Source organism: Acidovorax sp. DMC1 (assembly GCF_056314325.1).
Genome location: NZ_JBQUYO010000014.1, coordinates 21,606 through 43,498, shown reverse-complemented (window position 1 = coordinate 43,498; position 21,893 = coordinate 21,606). Strand labels below are relative to the sequence as shown.

The following is a 21,893-nucleotide window of genomic DNA, read 5'->3' as shown; positions in this document are numbered from 1 at the left end:
CCCGTCAGCGGCTGGCCGCGCGGCCCGACGCGGACGACTGCGTGGCGAACGTGATCTGCGTGAGGCCCACGCGGCGCGCGGCCTCCATCACGGTGACCACGGACTGGTGCGGCGACATGGCGTCGGCGCTGATGATGACTACGCTGTCGCGGCCTGCGGTGGCGGCGGTGCGCAGCGCCTGGGCGATGGCATCCACGCTCTTGCCTTCCACGCCGGTCTTGTTGACGGCGTAGCGGCCGTCTGCGGCCACCGACACGATCACTTCCTTGGGGTGGTCGCGCTGTTGCTCGGCATCGGCCACGGGCAGGGTGAGCTGCAGCTCCGTGAACTTGCTGTAGGTGGTGGTGAGCATCAGAAAGATGAGGATCACCAGCAGCACGTCGATGAACGGGATCAGGTTGATCTCGGGCTCATCCTTGGCGCGGGGGCGAAAGTTCATGGCGCTTATTTGGCTTTGCGCAGGCGCAGGATGTGGCGAACGAACTGCTCCGATGCCAGTTCCAGCGTGAGCAGATACGCGTCCACGCGGGCCCGGAAGTAGCGCCAGAAGATCAGCGAGGGGATCGCCACGATCAGGCCAAACGCGGTGTTATAGAGCGCGATGGAGATGCCATGCGCCAGCTGGGCCGGGTTGCCGCCACCCATGGCCTGGCCCACACCGCCGCCGCCAGCCTGCGAGCCAAAGATCTCAATCATGCCGATGACGGTGCCCAGCAGGCCCAGCAGCGGCGCGGCTGAAGCGATGGTGGCCAGGGCCGACAGGTACTTCTCCAGCCGGTGCGCTACCGCGCGGCCGGTGCCTTCCATGGCGGCGCGCAGGTCGGTTTCGCTGCACTGGGGGTTGCTGTTGAGGGTACGCAGGCCGCTGGCCAGCACTTCACCCAGGGCCGAGTTCTGGGCCAGCTGGTTCACCACGTCGGGGGTAGGCAAGGCCTTGGACGACACCGTGATGGCTTCGTCGAGGAGTTTGGGGGGGGCCACGCGGGCCGTTTTCAGGGCCAGAAAACGTTCAAAAATCAGTGCCAGTCCCAGGACGGAACACGCGATCAGGGGCCAGATGGGCCAGCCTGCGGCTTGTATGATGGACAGCAAATCTCTCTCCGCGCAGATGAAAGCAATCGGCGATTATGGCCTAGCTTGCGGCGGCCACCGCGTCACAAACCGTTACGTTATCGCGCACGCCACCCATCACCGCGCTCACCCACAAAAACTGTGGATAACTTTGTGGGCAACCCATATCCACAGCCTCGCAAAGTGGCTTCGCGCCGTGCTTGCAACAGATTGATGAAAAATTGTGCAGTGAAAAATGTATATAAATCAACAACTTGCACGTGCTCTCGTGTTTTGCAGCCGATTGGGGTGCCCAGTTTGAAGGTAACTCCCGCTGGCTCGAAACTGTGGAGTACTCGCATGGGGGGCGCCACGCCAACGCGCGCCATTTCTCATGTTTGACCGCTCAAGCCCAGCAGCGGCGCCCCGTATCTGGGAAGTTGGCGCGCTGTGCCGCGCCATTGCTGATGCCCTGGAGGCGCGCTTCAATCCTGTCGCGGTGCGCGGCGAGATCACGGGCTTCTCGCGCGCGTCCAGCGGTCATTGTTATTTTTCGATCAAGGACGCCAACGGGCAGTTGCGCTGCGCCATGTTCCGCCGCGCAGCCACGCTGCTTGACTTTTCGCCGCGCGATGGCGAATTGGTGGAAGTGCGCGGGCGCCTCGGTGTGTATGAGGCGCGGGGCGATCTGCAGTTCATCGTGGAGAGCATGCAGCGTGCGGGGCAGGGCGCGCTGTTCGAGCAGTTCCTGCGCCTGAAGGCGCAGCTCGACGCCGAAGGCCTGTTCGACACGGCGCGCAAGCGCCCGCTGCCGCTGCAGCCGCGCGGCATTGGCCTGGTCACCTCGGCGGGTGCGGCTGCGTTGCACGATGTGGTGACTGCGTTGCGCCGCCGGGTGCCGCACATTCCGGTGGTGCTGGTGCCCGCGCAGGTGCAGGGTGTGGCCGCCCCGCCGTCGATCATTGCGGCGCTATCAAAACTGTATCTACTGGCGCAAGCGGGGCGGGCGCAGGGGGGTGATTCGAATCCCAATCCACCCATTGACGTGATTCTGCTGGTGCGTGGGGGCGGCTCCATCGAGGACCTGTGGGCCTTTAACGACGAGCAACTGGCCCGCACCATCGTGCAAAGCCCGGTGCCCCTGGTCAGCGGGGTGGGGCACGAGACGGATTTCACCATCGCCGACTTTTGCGCCGACCTGCGCGCTCCCACGCCCACGGCGGCGGCCGAGCTGGTGGCCCAGCCGCGCGAAGTCTGGCTGGGAGCGCTGGAGTTGCTCGCAGGCCGCCTCAGCGATGGCGTGCAGCGCCAGCTCGATACCCGTCAGCAGCGCCTGGACCAGGCCGCCGCCCGCCTGGGACGCCCCTCGGGCCTGGTGGCGCGCCAGCAGTTGCAACTGGCGCGCCTTGCGCAGCGCATGCGCCATGGGGTGCTCCTGAAAATGCAGCGCCTGGCGCAGCGCCAACAAGCGCTGGAGGCCCAATTGCCCCAGGCTCTGCAACGCAGCGTGGCGCAGAACGCCGAGCGGCTGGAGCGTGCCACCCTGCGGCTGGAATTGCTGGACCCGCGCCTCGTGCTGCAGCGCGGTTATGCGCTGCTGACCGACACCAGCGGCCAGGCGGTGACCAGCGTGCGCCAGGCCCAGCCGGGCGACGCGCTGCGGGCCACGCTGGCCGACGGCGCTGTGGATGTGACGGTGTCGCAGCCACGGTTGCTGTGAGCGGATCGCGGAGGGCGAGGGCGGCAGGAGCGTTTTTGTAGGACAGCGGCGGTTTGTGGCGTTGCGGGTGGGGAACCGGGAGCCCACATGCTGCACAGGTCACCTGATGTTCCTACAATGCCCCCTTCGCGCTGTGTCCGACTGCATTGCTCAGGAAAGCCCGCGTTGCAGACGGCATCCCAGAATTTCAAACCACGAGGAAACACCACCATGGAACACACCCTTCCCCCGCTGCCCTACGCCATCGACGCCCTGGCCCCGCACTACAGCCAGGAAACCCTGGAGTACCACCACGGCAAGCACCACAACGCCTACGTGGTGAACCTCAACAACCTGCAAAAGGGCACCGAGTTCGAATCCATGACGCTCGAAGAGATCGTCAAGAAGTCGAGCGGCGGCATCTACAACAACGCTGCGCAAATCTGGAACCACACCTTCTTCTGGAACTGCATGGCTCCGCAAGGTGGCGGTGAGCCCTCGGGCGCGCTGGCCGCAGCCATCAACGCCAAGTGGGGCAGCTACGCCGCCTTCAAGGAAGCCTTTGTGAAGTCCGCCGTGGGCAACTTCGGTTCGGGCTGGACCTGGCTGGTGAAGAAGGCCGACGGCAGCGTGGACATCGTGAACACCGGCGCCGCTGGCACGCCCCTGACCACCGCCGATAAGGCCCTGCTGACGGTGGACGTGTGGGAACACGCGTACTACATCGACTACCGCAACATGCGTCCCAAGTTCGTCGAAACCTTCCTCGACAAGCTGGTGAACTGGAAGTTTGCTGAAGCCAACTTCGCTTGACCGCTCCAGGCAGTCGCGGTGTGGAGTTCTGTCCACATCGCACTGACAACAAAAAACGGCCCTCGGGCCGTTTTTTGTTGCTCCACAGAAAAGTTGAAGTCTTTTCGACCGGATGCGCTAGTGAATCATGCCTGTGCTGCTATTGAAAATATAGCGTCAGCCGCCGCTTGCTTTACTGCCGGGCAAACGGGGTCCCGCCGAGTTTCGCCCCGGCCTTGATACCCTTCTTGGCAAACCAGCCTTGGTTCATCTCCAGCACGTAGCGCACGGGCTTGGCCGAACAGTGCGAATCCAGTGTCTGGGGCTTCATGTCCTCCAGGTTCACGATGGTGCCGTCATCGGCAATGAAGGCCGCCGTGAGCGGCAGCAAGGTGTTCTTCATCCAGAAGCACTGCTGCGAGGGCTGTTCAAACACAAACAGCATGCCCTCGTGCGCGGGCATTTCCTTGCGGTACATCAGGCCCGTCTGGCGCTCCTGCGGGGTGAGGGCGACCTGGGCATCGATGCGGTGCATGCCAGCGGTCAGCTCCACGCGCCGCAGGTTCATCTGGGGACCTTCCTGCGCCTGGGCGACCCCGGCGGGCACCGCCAGTGCGCCCACCACCAGCCCAGCACACCAGGCCCCGACGGCGCGGCGGGCGCGACTAGGAACACCGGTCGCCGCGCGCAGGGCGGCGAGCGGGAAGGCTGGGAGGGCGCGTGAGGCGGTCATGGGCGGGGCTTTCTGGCAAAAAAAGACAACACGAAGTGCGGCAACTGCGCCAGGGACGGACTGCAGCGGTCGCGAAAAGTTCAGGCGGTGCGCAGGGCGTCTGCGCCACCAAAGAAAACGCCCGCAGGAGCGGGCGGTTTTGAATCAGCGAAGGCCTGAGGGCCCAGTGGCGGGTACGGCAGGCCTTGCAAAGCTGGTTCAGGCGGCCTTGTGGGCAGTTTTCTTCTTGGCGACCTTTTTGTGGGTCTTTTTCTTGGCGACCTTCTTGGTGGCCGGAGCTGCTGCCTGGGCCGTCATGGGAGCGGCTGCAGGAGTGGTGGTGGCAGGGGCGGCTGCGGGTGCCTGTGCAAAAGCACCAGCAGTGAACAGACCGGCCACGAGGACAGCGAGGAGTTTTTTCATATATGCCGTTTCCAGTGTGAACGAAGGTTGAAGGGCCGGACGAATTCCGTACGGCTCCACTCGCAACGATAGCAGCGCACGGCCCGTTGACAGGGTCTTCCACGAAATTTTTTGTCATTAGAATGGTTTGAAACCACACTGCCATGCCTGTGGCGGTGCATCTTTTCCTCGCTTTGCCCCTCATCGACCGAATCAGACTCGGCGCATACCGGAGACTCCCCACCCATGACCACCTACCAGCACATCGTGGTGCCTGCCGAAGGCCAGAAAATCACCGTCAACGCCGACATGTCCCTGAATGTGCCGGACGAGCCCATCATCCCGTTCATCGAGGGTGACGGCACGGGCCTGGACATCACGCCCGTCATGATCAAGGTGGTCGATGCGGCCGTGGCCAAGGCCTACGGCGGCAAAAAGAAGATCCACTGGATGGAGGTGTACGCGGGCGAAAAGTCCACCAAGGTCTATGGCCCCGATGTGTGGCTGCCCGACGAAACTCTGCAGGTACTGCGCGAGTACGTGGTCTCCATCAAAGGCCCGCTGACCACGCCGGTGGGCGGCGGCATCCGCTCGCTGAACGTGGCGCTGCGCCAGGAACTGGACCTGTATGTGTGCCTGCGCCCGGTGCAGTATTTCAAGGGCGTGCCTTCGCCGCTGAAGGAGCCTGAAAAGACCAACATGGTGATCTTCCGCGAGAACTCGGAAGACATCTACGCTGGCATCGAATTTGAAGCCGAGTCCGACAAGGCCAAGAAGCTCATCAAGTTCCTGCAGGACGAGATGGGTGTCAAGAAGATCCGCTTCCCCAACACGTCCGGTCTGGGCGTGAAGCCAGTGTCCATCGAAGGCACCGAGCGCCTGGTGCGCAAGGCCATCCAGTACGCCATCGACAACGACAAGCCCAGCGTGACCATCGTGCACAAGGGCAACATCATGAAGTACACCGAAGGCGGCTTCCGCGACTGGGCCTATGCGCTGGCGCAGAAAGAATTCGGTGCTGAACTCATCGACGGCGGACCCTGGTGCCGCCTCAAGAACCCCAAGAACGGCAAGGAGATCACCATCAAGGACAGCATCGCCGATGCCTTCCTGCAGCAAATCCTGCTGCGCCCGGCCGAGTATTCAGTCGTGGCTACGCTGAACCTGAATGGTGACTACATTTCTGACGCGCTGGCCGCGCAGGTGGGCGGCATCGGCATTGCCCCTGGCGCCAACATGTCCGACTCGGTGGCCTGTTTTGAAGCCACCCACGGCACCGCGCCCAAGTACGCGGGCAAGGACTACGTGAACCCCGGCTCCGAGATTCTCTCGGCCGAGATGATGCTGCGCCACATGGGCTGGACCACTGCTGCAGACCTGATCATCAGCTCGCTAGAAAAGTCGATCGCCTCCAAGAAGGTGACCTACGACTTTGCCCGCCTGATGGAAGGAGCCACCCAGGTGAGCTGTTCCGGGTTCGGACAGGTCATGATCGACAACATGTAAGACCGCACAGCGCCGCCACCCACACGGGGCGGCCGGTGATATGTTGATGCCCCCGATCACTGATGGGTTCGGGGGCTTTCTGTTTTGGGTCGTGGCCGTTGCGCTTTGCAGCGGATCGAGGTGACCTGCATCGTTGGCACTTCAGTATTGGAGTTTTGCCGCGTTCCCCCCTAATATGGTTCGGCGCTCTCGTCGCATTGCGTTGCCCCTGCCGTCTTGGAGCTGGGGCCACGCAATGTGGCGAGGGGTGGCAACAGTACACAGCATGGTGAAAGTGCTGTGTGCCCTCACCACCCACACCAAAAACACCGACACCGGGGCCAACGCAGGGCGCACCCAGGCACAGCCAGCACTGCGATGCAACCCCACCCGGAGCGAGAGTGCTGCATGGCGACTGAATTTTCTGCCGCGTACTGGGAGCAAAACCCAGATGCATTGCTGGTGCTGTCGCCCCAGGGCGTGGTGCTGGAGTGGAATCCGGCGGCCGAGCTGATGTTTGGCTATTCACAGGCCGAAGTGCAGGGGCGCTCCGTCCTCGACCTCATCGTGCCCCAGGGCCGCGCGCACGAAGAGGGCCTTTTCCGAGCCGAGGCCTTGCGCCTGGGTACCTCGGTGCAAGAGGCGGTGCGCCGTCGCAAGGACGGCTCGCTGGTGCATGTCAATGTATCGACCAAGGCCGTGCGCGATGCCAGTGGTCAGGTGTTGTACTTCCTGTCGAGCAAGAAGGATGTCACACAGCTCAAGGTGCAGCGCGACGCCAAGCTGCTGGAGGCGCGGTTTCGCGATCTGCTCGAATCCACCCCCGATGCGATCGTGATGGTCAACGTGACCGGGCGCATCGTGCTCGTCAACTCCCAGGCCGAGCGGGTGTTTGGCTATCCCCGTGCTGAACTGCTGGGGCAGGCGGTGGAGGTGTTGCTGCCCCACCGTTACCGCGGCGCCCACCTGGGCCACCGCAGCGGGTTTTTCGGACAGCCGCGCACCCGCACCATGGGCGCGGGGCTGGAGCTGCACGGCCTGCGCAAGGATGGTGGAGAGTTTCCGGTCGAGATCAGCCTGAGCCCTATCGACACCGAAGAGGGCACCATGGTGATGAGTGCCATCCGCGACATCACCGACCGCAAGCGTGCGGACCAGAAGTTCAAGGACCTGCTGGAGGCCGCGCCCGACGCCATGGTCATCGTCAACCGCGAAGGGCACATCGTCCTCGTCAACTCGCAGGCGGTGAAACTGTTCGGCTGGAGCCGCGACGAGTTGCTGGGCCAGCCCATCGAGTTGCTCGTGCCCCAGCGCTTCAGCGCCCGACACCCTGACCACCGGCGCAATTTTTTTGCCGAACCCCGCACCCGCTCCATGGGGGCAGGGCTGGAGCTGCACGGCCTGCGCAAGGACGGCAGCGAGTTCCCGGTCGAGATCAGCCTGAGCCCGCTGGAGACGGAGGAGGGCCTGTTTGTCTCCAGCGCCATCCGTGATGTGACGGAGCGCAAGCGCATCGAACAAGTGCTGCGTGACAAGAACCTGGAGCTGGAGAACGCGGCCCTGGTGAAAGACCGTTTTCTGGCCAGCATGTCCCACGAGCTGCGCACGCCCCTCAACGCCATCATCGGCTTTACCGGTACGCTGCTCATGAAGCTGCCCGGGCCGCTGAATGCCGAGCAGGACAAGCAGCTGCGCATCGTGCAGACAGGCGCCAAGCACCTGCTGTCGCTCATCAACGATCTGCTGGATGTGGCCAAGCTCAGCGCCAACAAGGTCACGCTGAACCTGGAGCCCGTGGACTGCAAGACCCTGATCGAAGAAGTGTCTGCGACACTGGAACTGGAGGCACGGCGCAAGGGCCTGGCTTTTGCGGTGCACACGCCGCCGGTCGATGTCTTGCTGCTCACCGACCGGCGCGCGCTCAGTCAGATTCTCATCAACCTCGTGGGTAACGCCATCAAGTTCACGCAACTGGGGCGGGTGGATGTGGTGCTGCAGGACTTGCAGCTGCCCACCGGCCGCGCGGTGCAACTGCGTGTGCAGGACACCGGCCCGGGCATACCGCTGCAGGAGCAGCCCCGGCTGTTCGAGGCGTTCTCGCGGGTGGAAAGTGCAGACCGCCGCCACCATGAGGGCACGGGCCTCGGCCTGCACCTGAGCCGCAAGCTGGCCGAGGCATTGGGCGGCACGCTGGGTTTTGACAGCACCGAGGGCCTGGGCAGCACCTTCACCCTGCAATTGCCGGAGCGCCTGGCATGACGATCACCACCACCCATCCCGCCACCGTTCTGGTCATCGAGGATGATGACGCCAGCCGCATGCTGGTCACCTATCTGCTTGAAGCCGCCGGCCACCGGGTGCTGGCCGCTGAGAACGGCGCCGTGGGGCTGGACCTGGCGCTGGCCGAGGGGCCGGACATCGTGCTGTGCGACCTGCAGATGCCCGTGATGAACGGCTACGAAGTGGCCCGGGGCCTGCGGTCCAGCCCGCGCTGGCGGGTGGTGCCTCTGGTGGCAGTGACGGCCTTCTCGATGCCTGGCGACCGTGAGAAGGCCCTCGAAGTCGGTTTTAATGAACACCTGTCCAAGCCCATCACGCCCGAGACCTTTGTGCAGCAGATCGAGGCGTTTTTGGCCAGTGCCCGGCAGGCCCCGCCGCCTCAATCAGGTTGAACTCCCAGCACGTACAGCATGGCAAAGATCCTCGTCGTTGATGACCTCCCCGCCAACCGCGCGCTGGTGGTCACGCTCATCGGGCACAGTGGCCACCAGGCGCTGGAGGCTGCCGATGGCGCCGAGGCGCTGGCCGTGGTCCGTGCCGAGCGGCCGGACCTGGTGATCTCCGACATTCTGATGCCGACCATGGACGGCTTTGAGTTCGTACGGCAACTGCGCTCCGACCACGGCCTGGCGGCCACGCAGGTGATCTTGTGCAGCGCGCATTACCAGGAGGAAGAGGCCCTGCGCCTCGCCGAGGCCTGTGGTGTGACCCAGGTGCTGTTCAAGCCCTGCGAGCCGCAAGACATTCTGGCGGCCATCGAACAGGCGCTCACGCAGATCCGCCACCAGCCCTCGGTGGCGCTGGAGCACAGCTTTCAGACCCGCCACCTGCAGCTGATGACGGACAAGCTCACCGGCAACATGGCCGAGCTGGCAGCCATGAACCGGCGCCTGTCCGCGCTGACGGACCTGAACCTGCAGTTGGCCTCAGAGCGCGACCCGCAGGTCCTGCTGGCAAATGTGTGCCGTGGTGCCCGCGAGCTGGTGGGCGCGCAGTACGCCGTGCTGTGCGTGGTGCGCAAGCACAGCGACGGCGCCATCACCTGCACCAGCGGCATGGACCCGGCCCTGCAGAACGGGCCTGTTGATCTGCCCGTGGTGTCGCATGGGCTGCTGGGCCAGCTGCGGGCGGAACGCCGGCCCCACCGCCTGGTCAATGCAGGGGGTGACCCGGTGGCGCTGGGCTTGCCCGCCGGATATCCGCCGGTGCACACGGCAGTGATCGCGCCCATCGTGTCGCTGTCGTTCTCCTACGGCTGGCTGTGCCTGGCCAACAAACAGGGGGCGGACGCCTTCAGCGCCGACGACGAAAAAGTCCTGGCCATCTTGGGCGCGCAAGTGGGCCGTATTTACGAAAACGGCAGCCTGTACCAGGAGATCCAGCAGCACGCCGAGCAACTGCAGGTGCAGGTGCAAGAGCGCCAGCGGGCTGTGGATGCCCTGCGTGCCAACAAGGCCAGCCTGCGCAGGGCCCAGGCGCTGGCCAAGATATCTCACGTCATTAGCGGGCCTGACGGCGCCTTTGAGAGCTGGCTCGACACCTTGCCCGACATGCTGGGGCGGGACGAGAGCGCCATGCCCCGCTCTGCCCGCGACTGGCTGGCGCTGGTGCACCCCGATGACCGCGACATGTTCCGCCGCCACGCGCTGCAGGCGGCGCACCAGGGCGCACGCATGGACTTCACCTACCGCGTTGTGCGTGGCGACGGCCAGCCGCTGTACCTGCGCCAGGTGATGGAGCCACTGGAGGACGAAGCGGGCCGGGGCGAGCTGGGCCGCTGGTTCAACACCATCCAGGACATCACCAAGGAAAAGCGCGCCGAAGAAGAACTGCACGAAAGCGACCGCCGCTTCAACGACATGCTCGACAAGGTCGAGATGATCTCGCTGATGCTGGACTGTGAAGGCCGCATCACCTACTGCAACGACTACCTGCTGCGGCTCACGGGCTGGCAGCGCGACGAGGTGTTTGGCCGCAACTGGTTCGACCTGTTCGTGCCGCCCGAGACGGGCGATGTGCGCAGCGTCTTTGCCGACGTGCTGGCCGACCGGCCGTCGGCCTGGCACTACGACAACGAGATCCTGACCCGGTCTGGCGAGCGGCGCCTGGTGCACTGGAACAACACCGTGTTGCGCTCCGTGGGCGGGCAGGTGACGGGGGTGGCGGCCCTGGGTGAGGACATTACGGCACGCCGCGACGCCGAGCGGCGCATCAAGCGCCTGAACCGCGTGTATGCCGTGCTCAGCGGCATCAACACCCTGATCGTGCGGGTGCGCCAGCGCGACGAGCTGTTCCGCGAGGCCTGCCGCATTGCGGTGGAGCACGGCCAGTTCAAGATCGCCTGGATCGGCCGCGTGGACCACGCCCTGCAAGAGGTGGTGCCGGTGGCGCTTGCCGGGGCCGGGGCGGAGTTCCTCATGCATGTGCGGCGCCGGTTGTGGCTGAGCGAAACCCCGAGAGAGGGCGAAAGCCTGAGCGCCAGCGTGGTGCGCACCCGGCAGTCCGTGGTGTGTGAGGACATTCAGAACGACCCGCGCATCCTCGTCCCCCAGGAGCTGGCCGCGCGCGGCGTGGCGTCGATGGCCGTGTTGCCCCTGCTGGTGGCGCACGAGGTGGTCGGCGTGATCGCCCTGTTTGCCGACGAAGCCGGGTTCTTTGACGATGACGAGATGCACCTGCTGACCGAGCTGGCGGGCGACATCGGCTTTGCCATGGACCACCTCGACAAGGAAGAGCGGCTGAACTACCTGGCGTACTACGACGACATCACCGGCCTGCCCAACCGCACCCTGTTCCTGGAGCGGAGCGGCCAGCACCTGCGGCCACGCGAAGGCGCCAAGACGCTGCTCGGCATGGGGCTCATGGACATCAGCCGGTTTCGGTTCGTCAACGACACGCTGGGGCGCCAGGAGGGCGACGAACTGCTCAAGCATGTGGCGCAGCGGCTGCAGCAGGCGGCGGGCGACGCGTACGACGTGGCTCGCATTGGCGTCAACAGCTTTGGCATCGCCGTGACCGACGCGCGGGATGCGGGCGCGGTGGCGCTGGCACTGGATGGCCTGATGCGCGCCTGTTTTGATGCGCCCTTTGTGCTGGGCGGCACCGAGCTGCGCATGGCCGCCAAGGCCGGTGTTGCGCTGTACCCCATGGATGGTGCCGATGCAGAAACCCTGCTGCGCAACGCCGAGGCAGCCCTCAACAAGGCCAAAGCCTCGGCCGACAGCCTGTTGTTCTACACCTCGGAGATGAACACCCGCGTGGCCGAAGCCCTGAGCCTGGAGGGGCGCCTGCGCGACGCGCTGGAACAGGGCCAGTTCGTGCTGCACTATCAGCCCAAGCAGCACCTGGCCTCGGGCGCCATCGCCGGCGCCGAGGCCCTGATCCGCTGGAACGACCCCCGCCGGGGGCTGGTGCCGCCCGCGCAGTTCATCCCCATCCTGGAGGAAACCGGCCTGATCTACGACGTGGGCCGCTGGGCGCTGCGCCAGGCCCTGGCCGACAACCTGCGCTGGTGCCAGGCAGGGCTTGCGCCCCTGCGGGTGGCCGTCAATGTGTCGTTTCTGCAGCTGCGGCACCGGGGCTTCATTGCCGAGGTGCGCGACGCCGTGGCCCACGACGCCCAGGCGGCCGCCGGGCTGGAGCTGGAGATCACCGAAAGCATGGTCATGGATGACGTGCAGCACAGCACCGCCAGCCTGCATGCACTGCGCGAGATGGGCATCACCATCGCCATAGACGACTTCGGCACGGGGTTCTCGTCGCTGAGCTACCTGGCCAAACTGCCGGTGGACACGCTCAAGATCGACCGGTCCTTCATCCTCAACATGGCCTCGGGCCCGCAGGGCGTGGCGCTGGTCTCCACCATCATCAACCTGGGGCATTCGCTGGGCCTGAAGGTGGTCGCCGAAGGGGTGGAGACCGAGGACCAGTCCCGCCATCTGGCACTGCTGGGCTGCGACGAGATCCAGGGGTACCTGTTGAGCAAGCCGGTGCCTGCCGAGGTGTTTGAGGCGCAGTTTCTCCAGACCCTGGTGGCGAAATAGCGGGCAAAAAAATGCCGACCTGCAGGTCGGCATGGTGGGTGCGGCGTGAGGCCCCCGGTGGACGAAGGGGGCGCAAAGATCAGCAGCGCCCCCAGTCCTTGGTCCTCAGCGTATTCGCTTTCAGCCCTTTTGCACCATCTTGATGATGCTGGAGAAATCCAGCGCGCCGTGGCCTGCCAGGCTGTGCGCCGCATACAGATTGCGAGCCATGCCCCCCAGCGGCGTGGCGGCCTTCACCGCCATCGCGTTCTCCTGCGCCAGCCCCAGGTCCTTGAGCATCAGGTCCGTGCCAAAACCGCCTGCATAGCCTTTGCTGGCGGGCGCGGTTTCCATCACGCCGGGGAAGGGGTTGTACTTCTCCAGCGCCCAGTTGCCGCCCGAGCTGCGGCGCATGATTTCGCTCAGCACCTTGGGGTCCAGGCCGTTGGCCACGCCCAGGGCAATGGCTTCGCTGGTGCCGGCCATCAGGATGCCCAGCAGCATGTTGTTGCAGATCTTGGCCGTCTGGCCTGCGCCCACGCTGCCTGCGTGGAAGATGTTGGCGCCCATTTTTTCGAGCACGGGGCGGGCGCGTTCCAGGTCGGCCGCATCGCCGCCCACCATGAAGGTGAGGGTGCCTGCAATGGCGCCGCCGGTGCCGCCCGACACGGGGGCGTCGATAAAGGCCACGCCCTTGGCCTTGGCGGCCTCGGCCACCTTGCGGGAGGTGGCGGCTGCGATGGTGGAGCAGTCGATGATCAGCGTGCCTGCAGGCAGCTGGGCCAGCAGCTCGCCCGCGCCGAGGAACAGGCCTTCGACATGCTGGCTGGCGGGCAGCATGCTGATGACGACTTCGGCGCCTGCGACTGCCGCCTTGGCGTCAGCAGCGATGGGCACGCCGTCTGCGGCCAGCTTGTCGCGGGCGGGTTGCGAGAGGTCGAAAGCGCGCACTTCGTGGCCTGCCTTGTGCAGGTTGTGTGCCATGGGGCCGCCCATGTTGCCGAGGCCGATGAATGCGATTTTCATGCTGTGTTGCTCCTGGATGTCGTTGTGATGGTGAAAGAAAAGGGTTCGGGTTTGGTATGAATTTGATAGCTACCAGCGCATATTCATCTAGCGCTTGAGCCCAAAAACATCGGAAATCAATCGGTAATGTCTGCTCCGCGGCCCGCCAGCTCAGCGCGGAGCACCGACCGGTGGCAGCGCGCTTCGTCTTCGCAGTAGCAGCCCAGCGACATGGCGCTGTGGTGCGACAGCGCGGCCAGCAAATCCAGCGTGCGGCTGGCCTCGGGCTGGGCCAGTTCTTTGCGGAACTGCTTGGCGAAGGCCTCCCATGCCTTGTCGCCTTCTTGGCCGCTGGGCACCTGCTGCCCCTGGGCCATGAGGTCGGCGCTGGGGGAGAGCAGGGGGTACCACACGTCGTAGTAGTCGCGGCTGGCGAACTCGGCCTTGGGCACGCCACGCGGCGGGCGGCGCACGGTGCCGATGCGGGTGCCTTCCCCAGCGGCGCGCGGGGTGCCAAGGCGGACGATGCGAAGGGGCATGGTGGGGCTCCGGGTGGGGTGTGGAGGGGCGAGTCAGTCGTCGGCTTCGAAAATGCTGTGCTTCTTGGCTGCGGGCTTTTTGGCAGGGGGCTTGGCGGCCTTGGCGGCCTTGGTGGTCGCGCTTGGCGCGCTTTTCGCGCGCGTGCCTGTTGCTGCGACTGTCTTGGCAGTAGCTGGCCGGGCTTTGGTGGCATCCCTTTTTTTCTTGGGCGATGCCGCCTTGGCGTGCGGGTTGTAGGCCAGTGCTTCGTCGATCCAGAAGCTCCATTGCGCCCGGGTGGAAAAGCCGTTGGCCTCCACCCAGAAGTAGCCCTTCATCCCGCCGCCCGGAGAGAGTTCGCGTGTGTTCTGCATCTCCTGCAACTCGCCATGCCGCTCCGGAGGTAACCGCACCAGCAGCTCCTCGCCCTTGACGGCGATGCACATCTTGCCGTCCACGAAGAAGGCGTGCGTTCCAAACAGGGCACGCTCTTCCACATCGCTGCGGTGCGCGAGCGCCGTGCGCACGGCGTCGATCAGGTGCAGGGTTTCGTCAGACAGCGGGCGGGCGGGCATGGTGTGAGTAAAAAAATGCCGGTAGCGCTAGTGGAATATGCCTGAATAGCTATGAATGTTGTAGCTACCGGATGGCCTCGGTGGCATCCCCATCCAGCATGCGCCGCGCAATGATCACGCGCATGATTTCGTTGGTGCCTTCCAGAATCTGGTGCACACGTGCGTCGCGCAGCAGGCGCTCCAGCGGGTATTCGCGGATGTAGCCGTAGCCGCCGTGCAGTTGCAGGGCCTCGTTGACCACGGTAAAGCCTGCGTCGGTGGCAAAGCGCTTGGCCATGGCGCAGTAGGTGGATGCGTCGCGCGCACCGGCGTCCAGCTTGCTGGCGGCCAGGCGCACCATTTGGCGCGCTGCGACCAGTTCTGTGGCCATGTCGGCCAGCTTGAACTGCAGGGCCTGGAAGCTGGCGATGGGTTTGCCAAACTGTTTGCGGTCTTGCATGTACTGCTGCGCGGCGTTGAGCGCGCCTTGGGCTGCGCCCACCGAGCAGGTGGCGATGTTGATGCGGCCGCCGTCCAGACCCTTCATGGCGATCTTGAAGCCTTCGCCCTCGCGGCCCAGCAGGTGGTCGGCAGGGATGCGCACGTTGTCAAAGCTGATGGTGCGCGTGGGCTGGCTGTTCCAGCCCATCTTCTGTTCCTTCTTGCCGTAGCTGATGCCGGGGGTGTCGGCGGGCACGGCAAAGGCGCTGATGCCGCTGGCGCCCGATGCTGCATCACCCGTGCGGGCCATGAGCACCAGCACGTCAGTGCTGCCTGCACCGCTGATGAAAGCCTTGGCGCCGTTGATGACGTATTCGTTGCCGACCAGTTCGGCGCGGGTCTTGAGCGAGGCGGCGTCGGAGCCTGCGCCGGGCTCGGTCAGGCAGTAGCTCGCGAGCTTTTCGCCGGTGGTCAGCAGCGGGCCCCAGTGGTCGCGCACGGCGGGTGTGGCCCAGGTGCCCAGCATCCAGGTGGCCATGTTGTGGATGGTGATGAAGGCGGTGGTGGATGGGTCTACCGCCGCCATTTCTTCGAAGACCAGCGTCGCGTCGAGGCGTGGCAGGGCCAGGCCACCGGCGGCTTCGGGGGCGTACAGGCCACAAAAGCCCAGCTCGCCCGCCTTGGCGATGGCTTCTTTGGGGAAGATGCCTTCTTCGTCCCAGTGCGCGGCGTGGGGTGCCAGCTCTGCCTGGGCAAAGTCGCGCGCAGTCTGGGCAAAGGCGCGCTGCTCTTCGGTGAGTTCAAAGTCCATGGTGTTCTGTCTCTTGGCTTTTTGTTGTTCTGGGGTGGGGCGTGTTCATGGCTTGGCGGACGGGTGGTCCAGCGTCAGCCAGCGCATCAGGCCTTTGCGGCGCGTCTGGGTTTCGGCCGTGAGGCACTCGTGGTACAGGCGCGGCCACTGGGGTTGCGATTCGTTGCTGCGCTGCGCCTGCTTGCAGCGCGTGGTGCGCGCACGCTGCCAGGCGGTGTGCTCCTGCCGCAGTTGGGGCCGCTCGTGGGCCGAAAGGGCGCGCATCACGTCGCCGTAAAGGACGGCGATCTCCGTATCGGCCGCCTGGAAGGCTTGCACGGCGCAGGCGTTGGTTTCTTCCACCGTGCCACCGGTTTTGCAGGCGGCACCGGCTTGGGCGTGGGCATTGGCACCCATCAGCATCACGCAAACAGCACCGAGGCTGAAGACCATTGCCAATCCCCGCTTCTTCGTCTTGAAAAGTTGCATGCCTCGCTTTTACCACCGACAACTGTCCGCAAAAACCGGCGCGGCCCAGGCCAGTGCCACCGCGCAAGGGCCGCCCCGCCGCGCTGGTGGCGTCCCCCTTCCGCATCGCGCAGCGATGCAAGAGAAGGGGGAAGGCCCGAAGGGCCTCAGGGGGATGTCACTTCAAGCTAATCGTCGTGTTCACACCATGCGAAATGGTGCTGTCATCAAACCAGCGTGCTGTCACGGTCTTGGTCTGCGTGTAGAACAGCACGACCTGCTTGCCGTAGGGGCCCAGGTCGCCCAGCTTGGAAGCGCGCGAGCCCGAGAAGGAGAACAGCGGCACTGGCACGGGGATTGGCACGTTGATGCCGACCTGGCCCACGTCGATCTCTTCCTGGAACTTGCGGGCGGCCGCACCCGACTGGGTGAAGATGGCGGTGCCGTTGCCGTTGGGGTTGCTGTTGATGAATTCGATGGCTTCGTCAATGTCGGCAGCGGCAGACAGGCATAGCACGGGGCCAAAGATTTCCTGGTCGTAGATGGCCATGCCGGGCTTGACGCCGCTGAACACCGTGGGGCCCACAAAGTTGCCCTTTTCGTAGCCGGCCACCTGGGGCTTGCGGCCGTCCAGTTCCAGCTTGGCGCCGTCGGCAATGCCACGCTCGATCAGGCCTTCCACACGCGACAGTGCGGCGCACGACACGACCGGACCCACATCCGTACCCTTTTCCACACCAGCGCTCACCTTGAGCGTCTTGGCCTTCTCGACCAGCTCGGGAATCCACTTTTGCGCCTCGCCCACCAGCACCACCACCGACAGCGCCATGCAGCGCTGGCCTGCGGCGCCAAAGGCGGCACCGGCCAGGGCGTTCAGGGTTTGTTCCTTGTTGGCATCAGGCATCACGATGGCGTGGTTCTTGGCGCCCATCATGCATTGCACGCGCTTGCCGTTGAGGCTGGCGCGGTTGTACACGTGCGTGCCCACCTTGGTGGAGCCCACAAAGCTGATCGCCTTGATGTCCTTGTGGTCGCAGATTGCGTTCACGGCCATTTCGCCGCCGTGCACCACGTTCAGCACGCCAGGGGGGATGCCGGCTTGCAGCGCCAGCTCGCACAGGCGCATGGTCACCATGGGGTCTTGCTCGGAGGGCTTGAGCACGAAGGTGTTGCCCGTGGCAATCGCCATGGGGAACATCCACAGCGGGATCATGGCGGGGAAGTTGAAGGGGGTGATGCCTGCGCACACGCCCAGGGGCTGCAGCAGGGTGTAGGTGTCCACGCCACCGGCCACGTTGTTGGCCAGCTCGCCCAGTTGCAGGTTGCCGATGCTGGCAGCGTGTTCGACCACTTCGAGACCACGGAATACGTCGCCTTCAGCGTCTGGCAGGGTCTTGCCCTGTTCGGCCGTGAGGATGGCGGCCAGCTCGGCCATGTTTTCGCGGATGAGCTGCTGGTACTTGAGGAAGATGCGGGCGCGGGTGCCGATGGGGGTCTTCTTCCAGGTCTTGAACGCTTCCTTGGCCGAGGCCACGGCGGCATTGATTTCGTCCTGCGTGGCAAAGGGCACACGGGCCAGCACCTCTTGCGTGGCCGGGTTCACCACGTCGCGCCATTCGGTGGTCTTGGATTCGACGAACTGGCCGCCGATCAACAGCTTGACGGTGGGGGCCAGCACGGCCTGGGAAGTGGGTGCGTTCATGGGGTGTGTCTCCTGGAAAAAATGCGTGCAGGGGTGCGGCAAGGTGCCTCGAACTGCGCCATGTTAGCTGTGCGAAATTGCTGGTGCAATAGAGAAAATTGCACTTTGTTTTTGCATATTTGCACATCACCAACCTGCTTGTGCTGGCCTCACGGCACAGCGCCCGCCCGGGGCCTTGCCCGCATGTACGGTGCAAGGCCCCAGGCGGGCGCGAGGGTCATTCGGCAGGTTGTGCAGGCGCAAGGCCCCTGGCCGTCACTCCAGGCTGATATTGGCTTTCTGGATCAGCAGCTTGTACTGCTCGGACTTCACCCCGGCCTGGCGCTGGATTTCTTCGACCGACCACGACAGGGGCTCGAACGCAAAGGTGTTGAATTTCTCGCGCACTTCGGGCTCTTGCAGCACCTTCAGCACATCGGCGTGGATCTGGGCGCGCACCGGTGCGGGCACGCCTTTGACGGCCAGCAGGGACACGAACGAGTTCACATCCACCTGCGCGGGGCCGCCGGCCTCGGCCAGGGTGGGCACATCGGGCAGCTGCGCAATGCGGCGCGGGCCCGCCACAGCCAGGTAGCGGATCTTGCCGGCCTTGTAGATGCCCTGGCTGGACGGAATGCTGGCCAGGCTCCAGGCCGGGTCGCCATTGGCAACCGAGGTGAACAGCTGGCTGACCTCGCGGAACGGCACATGGGTCATTTGTGTGCCGTCCACCAGGTCCAGCCACTCACCGCCCAGGTGGCCTGGGCTGCCCACGCCCCACGAACCGTAGCTCACCGCGCCCTGGCCCTTCTTGGCGGCCGCAATCAGGTCGCCCATGTTCTTCCAGGGGGACTGTGTGGGCACGGCGACCAGGAACGGCGTGCGGAACAGCGGCGCCACCGGGTCGAAGACCTGCAAGGTCTGGAAGTTGCGTTGCTTGTAGAGGTGGGGCAGGGCGGACAGGTGTTCGCTGTCCAGCTGCAGCAGGGTGTGGCCGTCCGGCGCGCCACGGCGCGCGGCCTCGATGGCGATGAAGCCGCCGCCGCCGGGGCGGTTGTCTACCGTCACGCTTTGCTTCCAGGCCACCGACAGCTTGTTGGCCACCAGGCGCAGCACCGCATCGGGCCCGCTGCCCACGGCGAATGCGGTGACCACGGTGACCGGCTTGCTGGGAAAGGCGGGCGCGCTGCCCTGGGCCCCGGCCAGGCCGGTGGCGCTGGCGCCGCCCAGCAGCAGGGCTGCGGTGGCGAGGGTGCGGCGGCGCAGGCCGCGCTGCTTGAGCCTGACGGCGTTTAGGTGGGGCGCCGAAGTGGCGGATGGGAAGGTGGGCATGGTTTGTCTCCTGGTTGTAGTGATGAATGCGGGTGTGCCGGTGGTGGCTGCGGTGTCGGGGCCGCGTCAGGCGTCTGGCTGGACCGCAGGGGCGGCGCGGGCAAAGGCGGGTAGCTCGGCGCAGGCGGCATCCACTGCGCGGATGAGCGGCCAGGCGGCCATGTCCACGCCAAAGCGGCGGGCGCTTTCGACCTGCGGAATCAGGTACACATCGGCCAGGCTGGGCGCGCCGCCATAGCAGTAGCTGCCGCGCGTGGTGTCCTTGGCCAGCAGGGCTTCGATGGCGTCAAACCCGGCGGTGATCCAGGTGGCGCACCAGGCGTTGATGGCGGCTTCGTCCGCGCCAAACTGCTTGCGCAGCGTTTGCAGGATGCGGCGGTTGTTGATGGGATGCACATCGCAGCCCACGATGGCGGCCAGTGCGCGCACATGGGCGCGGGCCAGCGGGTCGGCAGGCAGCAGTGCGGGCGTGGGATAGCGCTCCTCCAGCCATTCGATGATGGCGGGTGACTGGATCAGCACCTGGCCGTTGTCGAGCTCCAGCGCAGGCACCAGGCCCTGTGGGTTGATGGCCTTGAACGGTGCTTCGGCCTGTTCGTCCACGCGCAGGTCCACCGGCACGTAGTCGGGCGTGAGGCCCTTGAGGTGGAGCGCGATGCGCAGGCGGTGCGAGGTGCCGCTGCGGAAAAAGCTGTAGAGCTTCATGGGGCGGTCCTCGGTTTATGCGGGTTGGCCCACGGTCAGCGCGATCTCGCCCACACCCTCCACGCGGCCGGTGATGTGGTCGCCGGGCACCACGGCGCCCACGCCTTCGGGCGTGCCGGTGTAGATGAGGTCGCCGGGCTGCAGGTGGTAGAACAGGGAGAGGTCGGCAATGATCTCGCGGATGTTCCAGATCAGCTTGTCCACGTTGGACTGCTGCTTGACCGCGCCGTTGACCGACAGCTCGATCACGCCGGACTCGATCACCTGGCCCGGCATGGGCACCACCTCGCTGGCCACGGAGGATTGCTCCACGTCCTTGCCCAGATCCCAGGGGCGGCCCTTGTCGCGCGCCACCAGTTGCAGGTCGCGGCGGGTCATGTCCAGGCCGCAGGCGTAGCCGTAGATGTACTCATGCGCCTGCTCGGCCGGGATGCGGAACCCGGCCTTGCCAATCGCCACGACCAGTTCCATCTCGAAGTGGTAGTTCTGCGTCTCGGGCGGGTAGGCCACGGTGGCGCCTGATTCGGTCAGCGTCTGGGGCGCCTTGGTGAAGTAGAAGGGGCGCTCCACGCTTTTGTCCACGGGGCGGCCCATCTCGACAGCATGCGCGTGGTAGTTGCGGCCCACAAAGAACAGGCGGTGGATGGGCAGGCGCTGCGCGCTGCCGCGCACTGGCAACGATTGAACGGGCGGTGGGGTCCAGAGGTAAGAGGTAGCAGTCATCGGGGCTTCCGGTCGAAGAGGAGTGCAGGGCCCACCCGCGTGGGCGGGCAGACGCTGCAAGGAATGAATGGGGCGGGGTTGTTGTCAGGCAGGCTCGATTTGTTCGCGCCAGGCATGCACGGCCTCAAAAATCGGTGTGTCGCTGAAGCGAAACAGATCCAGCGAGGGCTGGCCGGCATCGCACTGGGTGGTGAAGGGCTGCCAGGACGGCACCACAAACATGTCCCCACGGCGCACCTGCCACTGGTGGTCTCCCACCTTCACCGTGCCCTGGCCGTCAAACACCTGGAACACCGACGAGCCCACCTCGCGGCGCGTGCGGGTGGTGGCGCCGCTGCTCACGCGGTGCATCTCGCAGCGGATGGTGGGCAGCACGTCGCGGCCATTGGTGGGGTTGGTGTAACGCACTGCGGCGTGGCCGGGGCTCAGCGTGGCGGGGTGACCCTCGGCTTCCAGCGCCAGTTGTTCGTTGAGGGCCTTGTCGGTGTCCACCCAGCGGTAGGCCAGCATGGGGGTGACGGGCTGGTCCTGCAGTTGCGACACCGGGCGCAGGCCCGGATGCGCCCACAGTCGTTCGGAGCGTGAGAGCATGGGCGTGATCCGCTCTGCCGGGCTGATGGCGTCGCGCCCCACCTCGAAGAACTGGGACTCGGTGTAGTAGGCGAACGGAATGTCCAGCCCGTCGATCCAGGCCATGGGCTTGTCGGCCGCGTTGTGGTGGGCGTGCCAGTTCCACCCGCCCTGGGGCAGGAAGTCGCCGCGCGACATGCGCACCGAGTCGCCATTGACCACGGTCCACACCCCTTCGCCCTCCACGATGAAGCGGAACGCGTGCTGTGTGTGGCGGTGTTCGGGCGCGTCTTCGCCCGGCATCAGGTACTGGATGGCCGCCCACAGCGTGGGGGTGGCAAAGGGCCGCCCGCCCAGGGACGGGTTGGCCAGGGCGATGGCCCGGCGCTCGCCCCCGCGCCCCACGGGCACGATGCGGCCGGCTTCATCGGCCAGCGGCACCAGCCGGTCCCACCGCCACAGGTGGGCGCTGGCCTTGCTCTGCGGATGGGGGGGCATCAGGTCGCCGATCTGCGTCCACAGCGGCACCAGCATTTCCTGCTCAAAGCCACGGTACAGCTGCTCCAGCGCGGGGGTGGGCTCGGGCTGGCCAGGGGCCGCCACGGCGGACAGGCGAACGGGGGACGGTACGGGATCCATCTCGCTCATGGGAATTCCTTGGGT

The 21,893-nt window shown here is 65.5% G+C and carries 19 protein-coding genes and 1 pseudogene; 6 read left to right on the top strand and 14 right to left on the bottom strand.

From position 1 onward, the window contains the following. Positions 1–4: 4 nt before the first annotated feature. Together ACT531_RS21215 and ACT531_RS21210 are read right to left on the bottom strand one after the other, a co-directional pair. Complete coding sequence (locus ACT531_RS21215) at positions 5–439, bottom strand: ExbD/TolR family protein (RefSeq protein WP_015014243.1); 435 nt, start codon at positions 437–439, stop codon at positions 5–7. Between the two features lie 5 nt (positions 440–444). Further along, positions 445–1,092, bottom strand: a complete 648-nt coding sequence (locus ACT531_RS21210; protein WP_056062406.1) for a MotA/TolQ/ExbB proton channel family protein — start codon at positions 1,090–1,092, stop codon at positions 445–447. Between the two features lie 352 nt (positions 1,093–1,444). On the opposite strand from ACT531_RS21210, the gene xseA reads away from it, so the two are divergent. After that, positions 1,445–2,770, top strand: coding sequence for an exodeoxyribonuclease VII large subunit (gene xseA / locus ACT531_RS21205; protein WP_476018708.1), 1,326 nt, complete (start codon positions 1,445–1,447; stop codon positions 2,768–2,770). A gap of 210 nt (positions 2,771–2,980) precedes the next feature. Beyond that, positions 2,981–3,562: a superoxide dismutase gene (locus tag ACT531_RS21200; RefSeq protein ID WP_015014240.1), complete on the top strand. Its 582-nt coding sequence runs from the start codon at positions 2,981–2,983 to the stop codon at positions 3,560–3,562. Positions 3,563–3,734: 172 nt separating this feature from the next. On the opposite strand, the gene ACT531_RS21195 is transcribed toward ACT531_RS21200, so the two are convergent. Then, on the bottom strand, positions 3,735–4,274 hold the full coding sequence (locus ACT531_RS21195) for a DUF192 domain-containing protein (RefSeq protein WP_476018707.1): 540 nt from the start codon (positions 4,272–4,274) through the stop codon (positions 3,735–3,737). Between the two features lie 198 nt (positions 4,275–4,472). After that, entirely contained in the window at positions 4,473–4,676 is a 204-nt protein-coding gene (locus tag ACT531_RS21190) for a hypothetical protein (RefSeq protein ID WP_015014238.1), read from the bottom strand. Between the two features lie 225 nt (positions 4,677–4,901). Here ACT531_RS21190 and icd point away from each other — a divergent pair, with 225 nt between their 5' ends. The 4 genes from icd to ACT531_RS21170 all read left to right on the top strand — a co-directional run bounded on the left by icd (position 4,902) and on the right by ACT531_RS21170 (position 12,463). Further along, on the top strand, positions 4,902–6,161 hold the full coding sequence (icd, locus tag ACT531_RS21185) for an NADP-dependent isocitrate dehydrogenase (protein WP_476018706.1): 1,260 nt from the start codon (positions 4,902–4,904) through the stop codon (positions 6,159–6,161). Between the two features lie 387 nt (positions 6,162–6,548). Then, entirely contained in the window at positions 6,549–8,399 is a 1,851-nt protein-coding gene (locus tag ACT531_RS21180; RefSeq protein WP_476018705.1) for a PAS domain S-box protein, read from the top strand. Further along, positions 8,396–8,812, top strand: a complete 417-nt coding sequence (locus ACT531_RS21175; RefSeq protein WP_476018704.1) for a response regulator — start codon at positions 8,396–8,398, stop codon at positions 8,810–8,812. The genes ACT531_RS21180 and ACT531_RS21175 overlap by 4 nt, the downstream gene beginning before the upstream one ends. Positions 8,813–8,830: 18 nt before the next feature. Next, positions 8,831–12,463 carry an EAL domain-containing protein gene (locus ACT531_RS21170; protein WP_476018703.1) on the top strand — a complete coding sequence of 1,211 codons (3,633 nt, stop codon included), beginning with the start codon at positions 8,831–8,833 and terminating at the stop codon, positions 12,461–12,463. Positions 12,464–12,583: 120 nt separating this feature from the next. Here ACT531_RS21170 and mmsB read toward each other — a convergent pair. The 10 genes and pseudogenes from mmsB to ACT531_RS21120 form a co-directional block, all read right to left on the bottom strand. Next, positions 12,584–13,489, bottom strand: a pseudogene (mmsB, locus tag ACT531_RS21165) (3-hydroxyisobutyrate dehydrogenase); the annotation flags it as partial. Positions 13,490–13,584: 95 nt separating this feature from the next. After that, on the bottom strand, positions 13,585–13,986 hold the full coding sequence (locus ACT531_RS21160) for a DUF488 domain-containing protein (protein ID WP_476018702.1): 402 nt from the start codon (positions 13,984–13,986) through the stop codon (positions 13,585–13,587). A gap of 33 nt (positions 13,987–14,019) precedes the next feature. Beyond that, positions 14,020–14,541 (bottom strand): TfoX/Sxy family protein, encoded by a 522-nt coding sequence (locus tag ACT531_RS21155; RefSeq protein WP_476018701.1) that lies wholly within the window; start codon positions 14,539–14,541, stop codon positions 14,020–14,022. Between the two features lie 64 nt (positions 14,542–14,605). Further along, positions 14,606–15,772, bottom strand: coding sequence for an acyl-CoA dehydrogenase family protein (locus ACT531_RS21150; protein ID WP_015014230.1), 1,167 nt, complete (start codon positions 15,770–15,772; stop codon positions 14,606–14,608). 45 nt (positions 15,773–15,817) lie between these two features. After that, entirely contained in the window at positions 15,818–16,204 is a 387-nt protein-coding gene (locus ACT531_RS21145) for a lysozyme inhibitor LprI family protein (RefSeq protein ID WP_476018700.1), read from the bottom strand. A 193-nt stretch (positions 16,205–16,397) separates the two neighbouring features. Next, positions 16,398–17,921, bottom strand: a complete 1,524-nt coding sequence (locus ACT531_RS21140; RefSeq protein WP_291444726.1) for a CoA-acylating methylmalonate-semialdehyde dehydrogenase — start codon at positions 17,919–17,921, stop codon at positions 16,398–16,400. A gap of 255 nt (positions 17,922–18,176) precedes the next feature. Next, complete coding sequence (locus tag ACT531_RS21135; RefSeq protein ID WP_476018699.1) at positions 18,177–19,232, bottom strand: Bug family tripartite tricarboxylate transporter substrate binding protein; 1,056 nt, start codon at positions 19,230–19,232, stop codon at positions 18,177–18,179. A gap of 66 nt (positions 19,233–19,298) precedes the next feature. Then, positions 19,299–19,937: a maleylacetoacetate isomerase gene (gene maiA, locus ACT531_RS21130; protein ID WP_476018698.1), complete on the bottom strand. Its 639-nt coding sequence runs from the start codon at positions 19,935–19,937 to the stop codon at positions 19,299–19,301. A 15-nt stretch (positions 19,938–19,952) separates the two neighbouring features. After that, positions 19,953–20,660, bottom strand: a complete 708-nt coding sequence (locus tag ACT531_RS21125) for a fumarylacetoacetate hydrolase family protein (RefSeq protein WP_476018697.1) — start codon at positions 20,658–20,660, stop codon at positions 19,953–19,955. 84 nt (positions 20,661–20,744) lie between these two features. After that, complete coding sequence (locus tag ACT531_RS21120; RefSeq protein WP_476018696.1) at positions 20,745–21,878, bottom strand: cupin domain-containing protein; 1,134 nt, start codon at positions 21,876–21,878, stop codon at positions 20,745–20,747. Between the last annotated feature and the right edge of the window lie 15 nt (positions 21,879–21,893).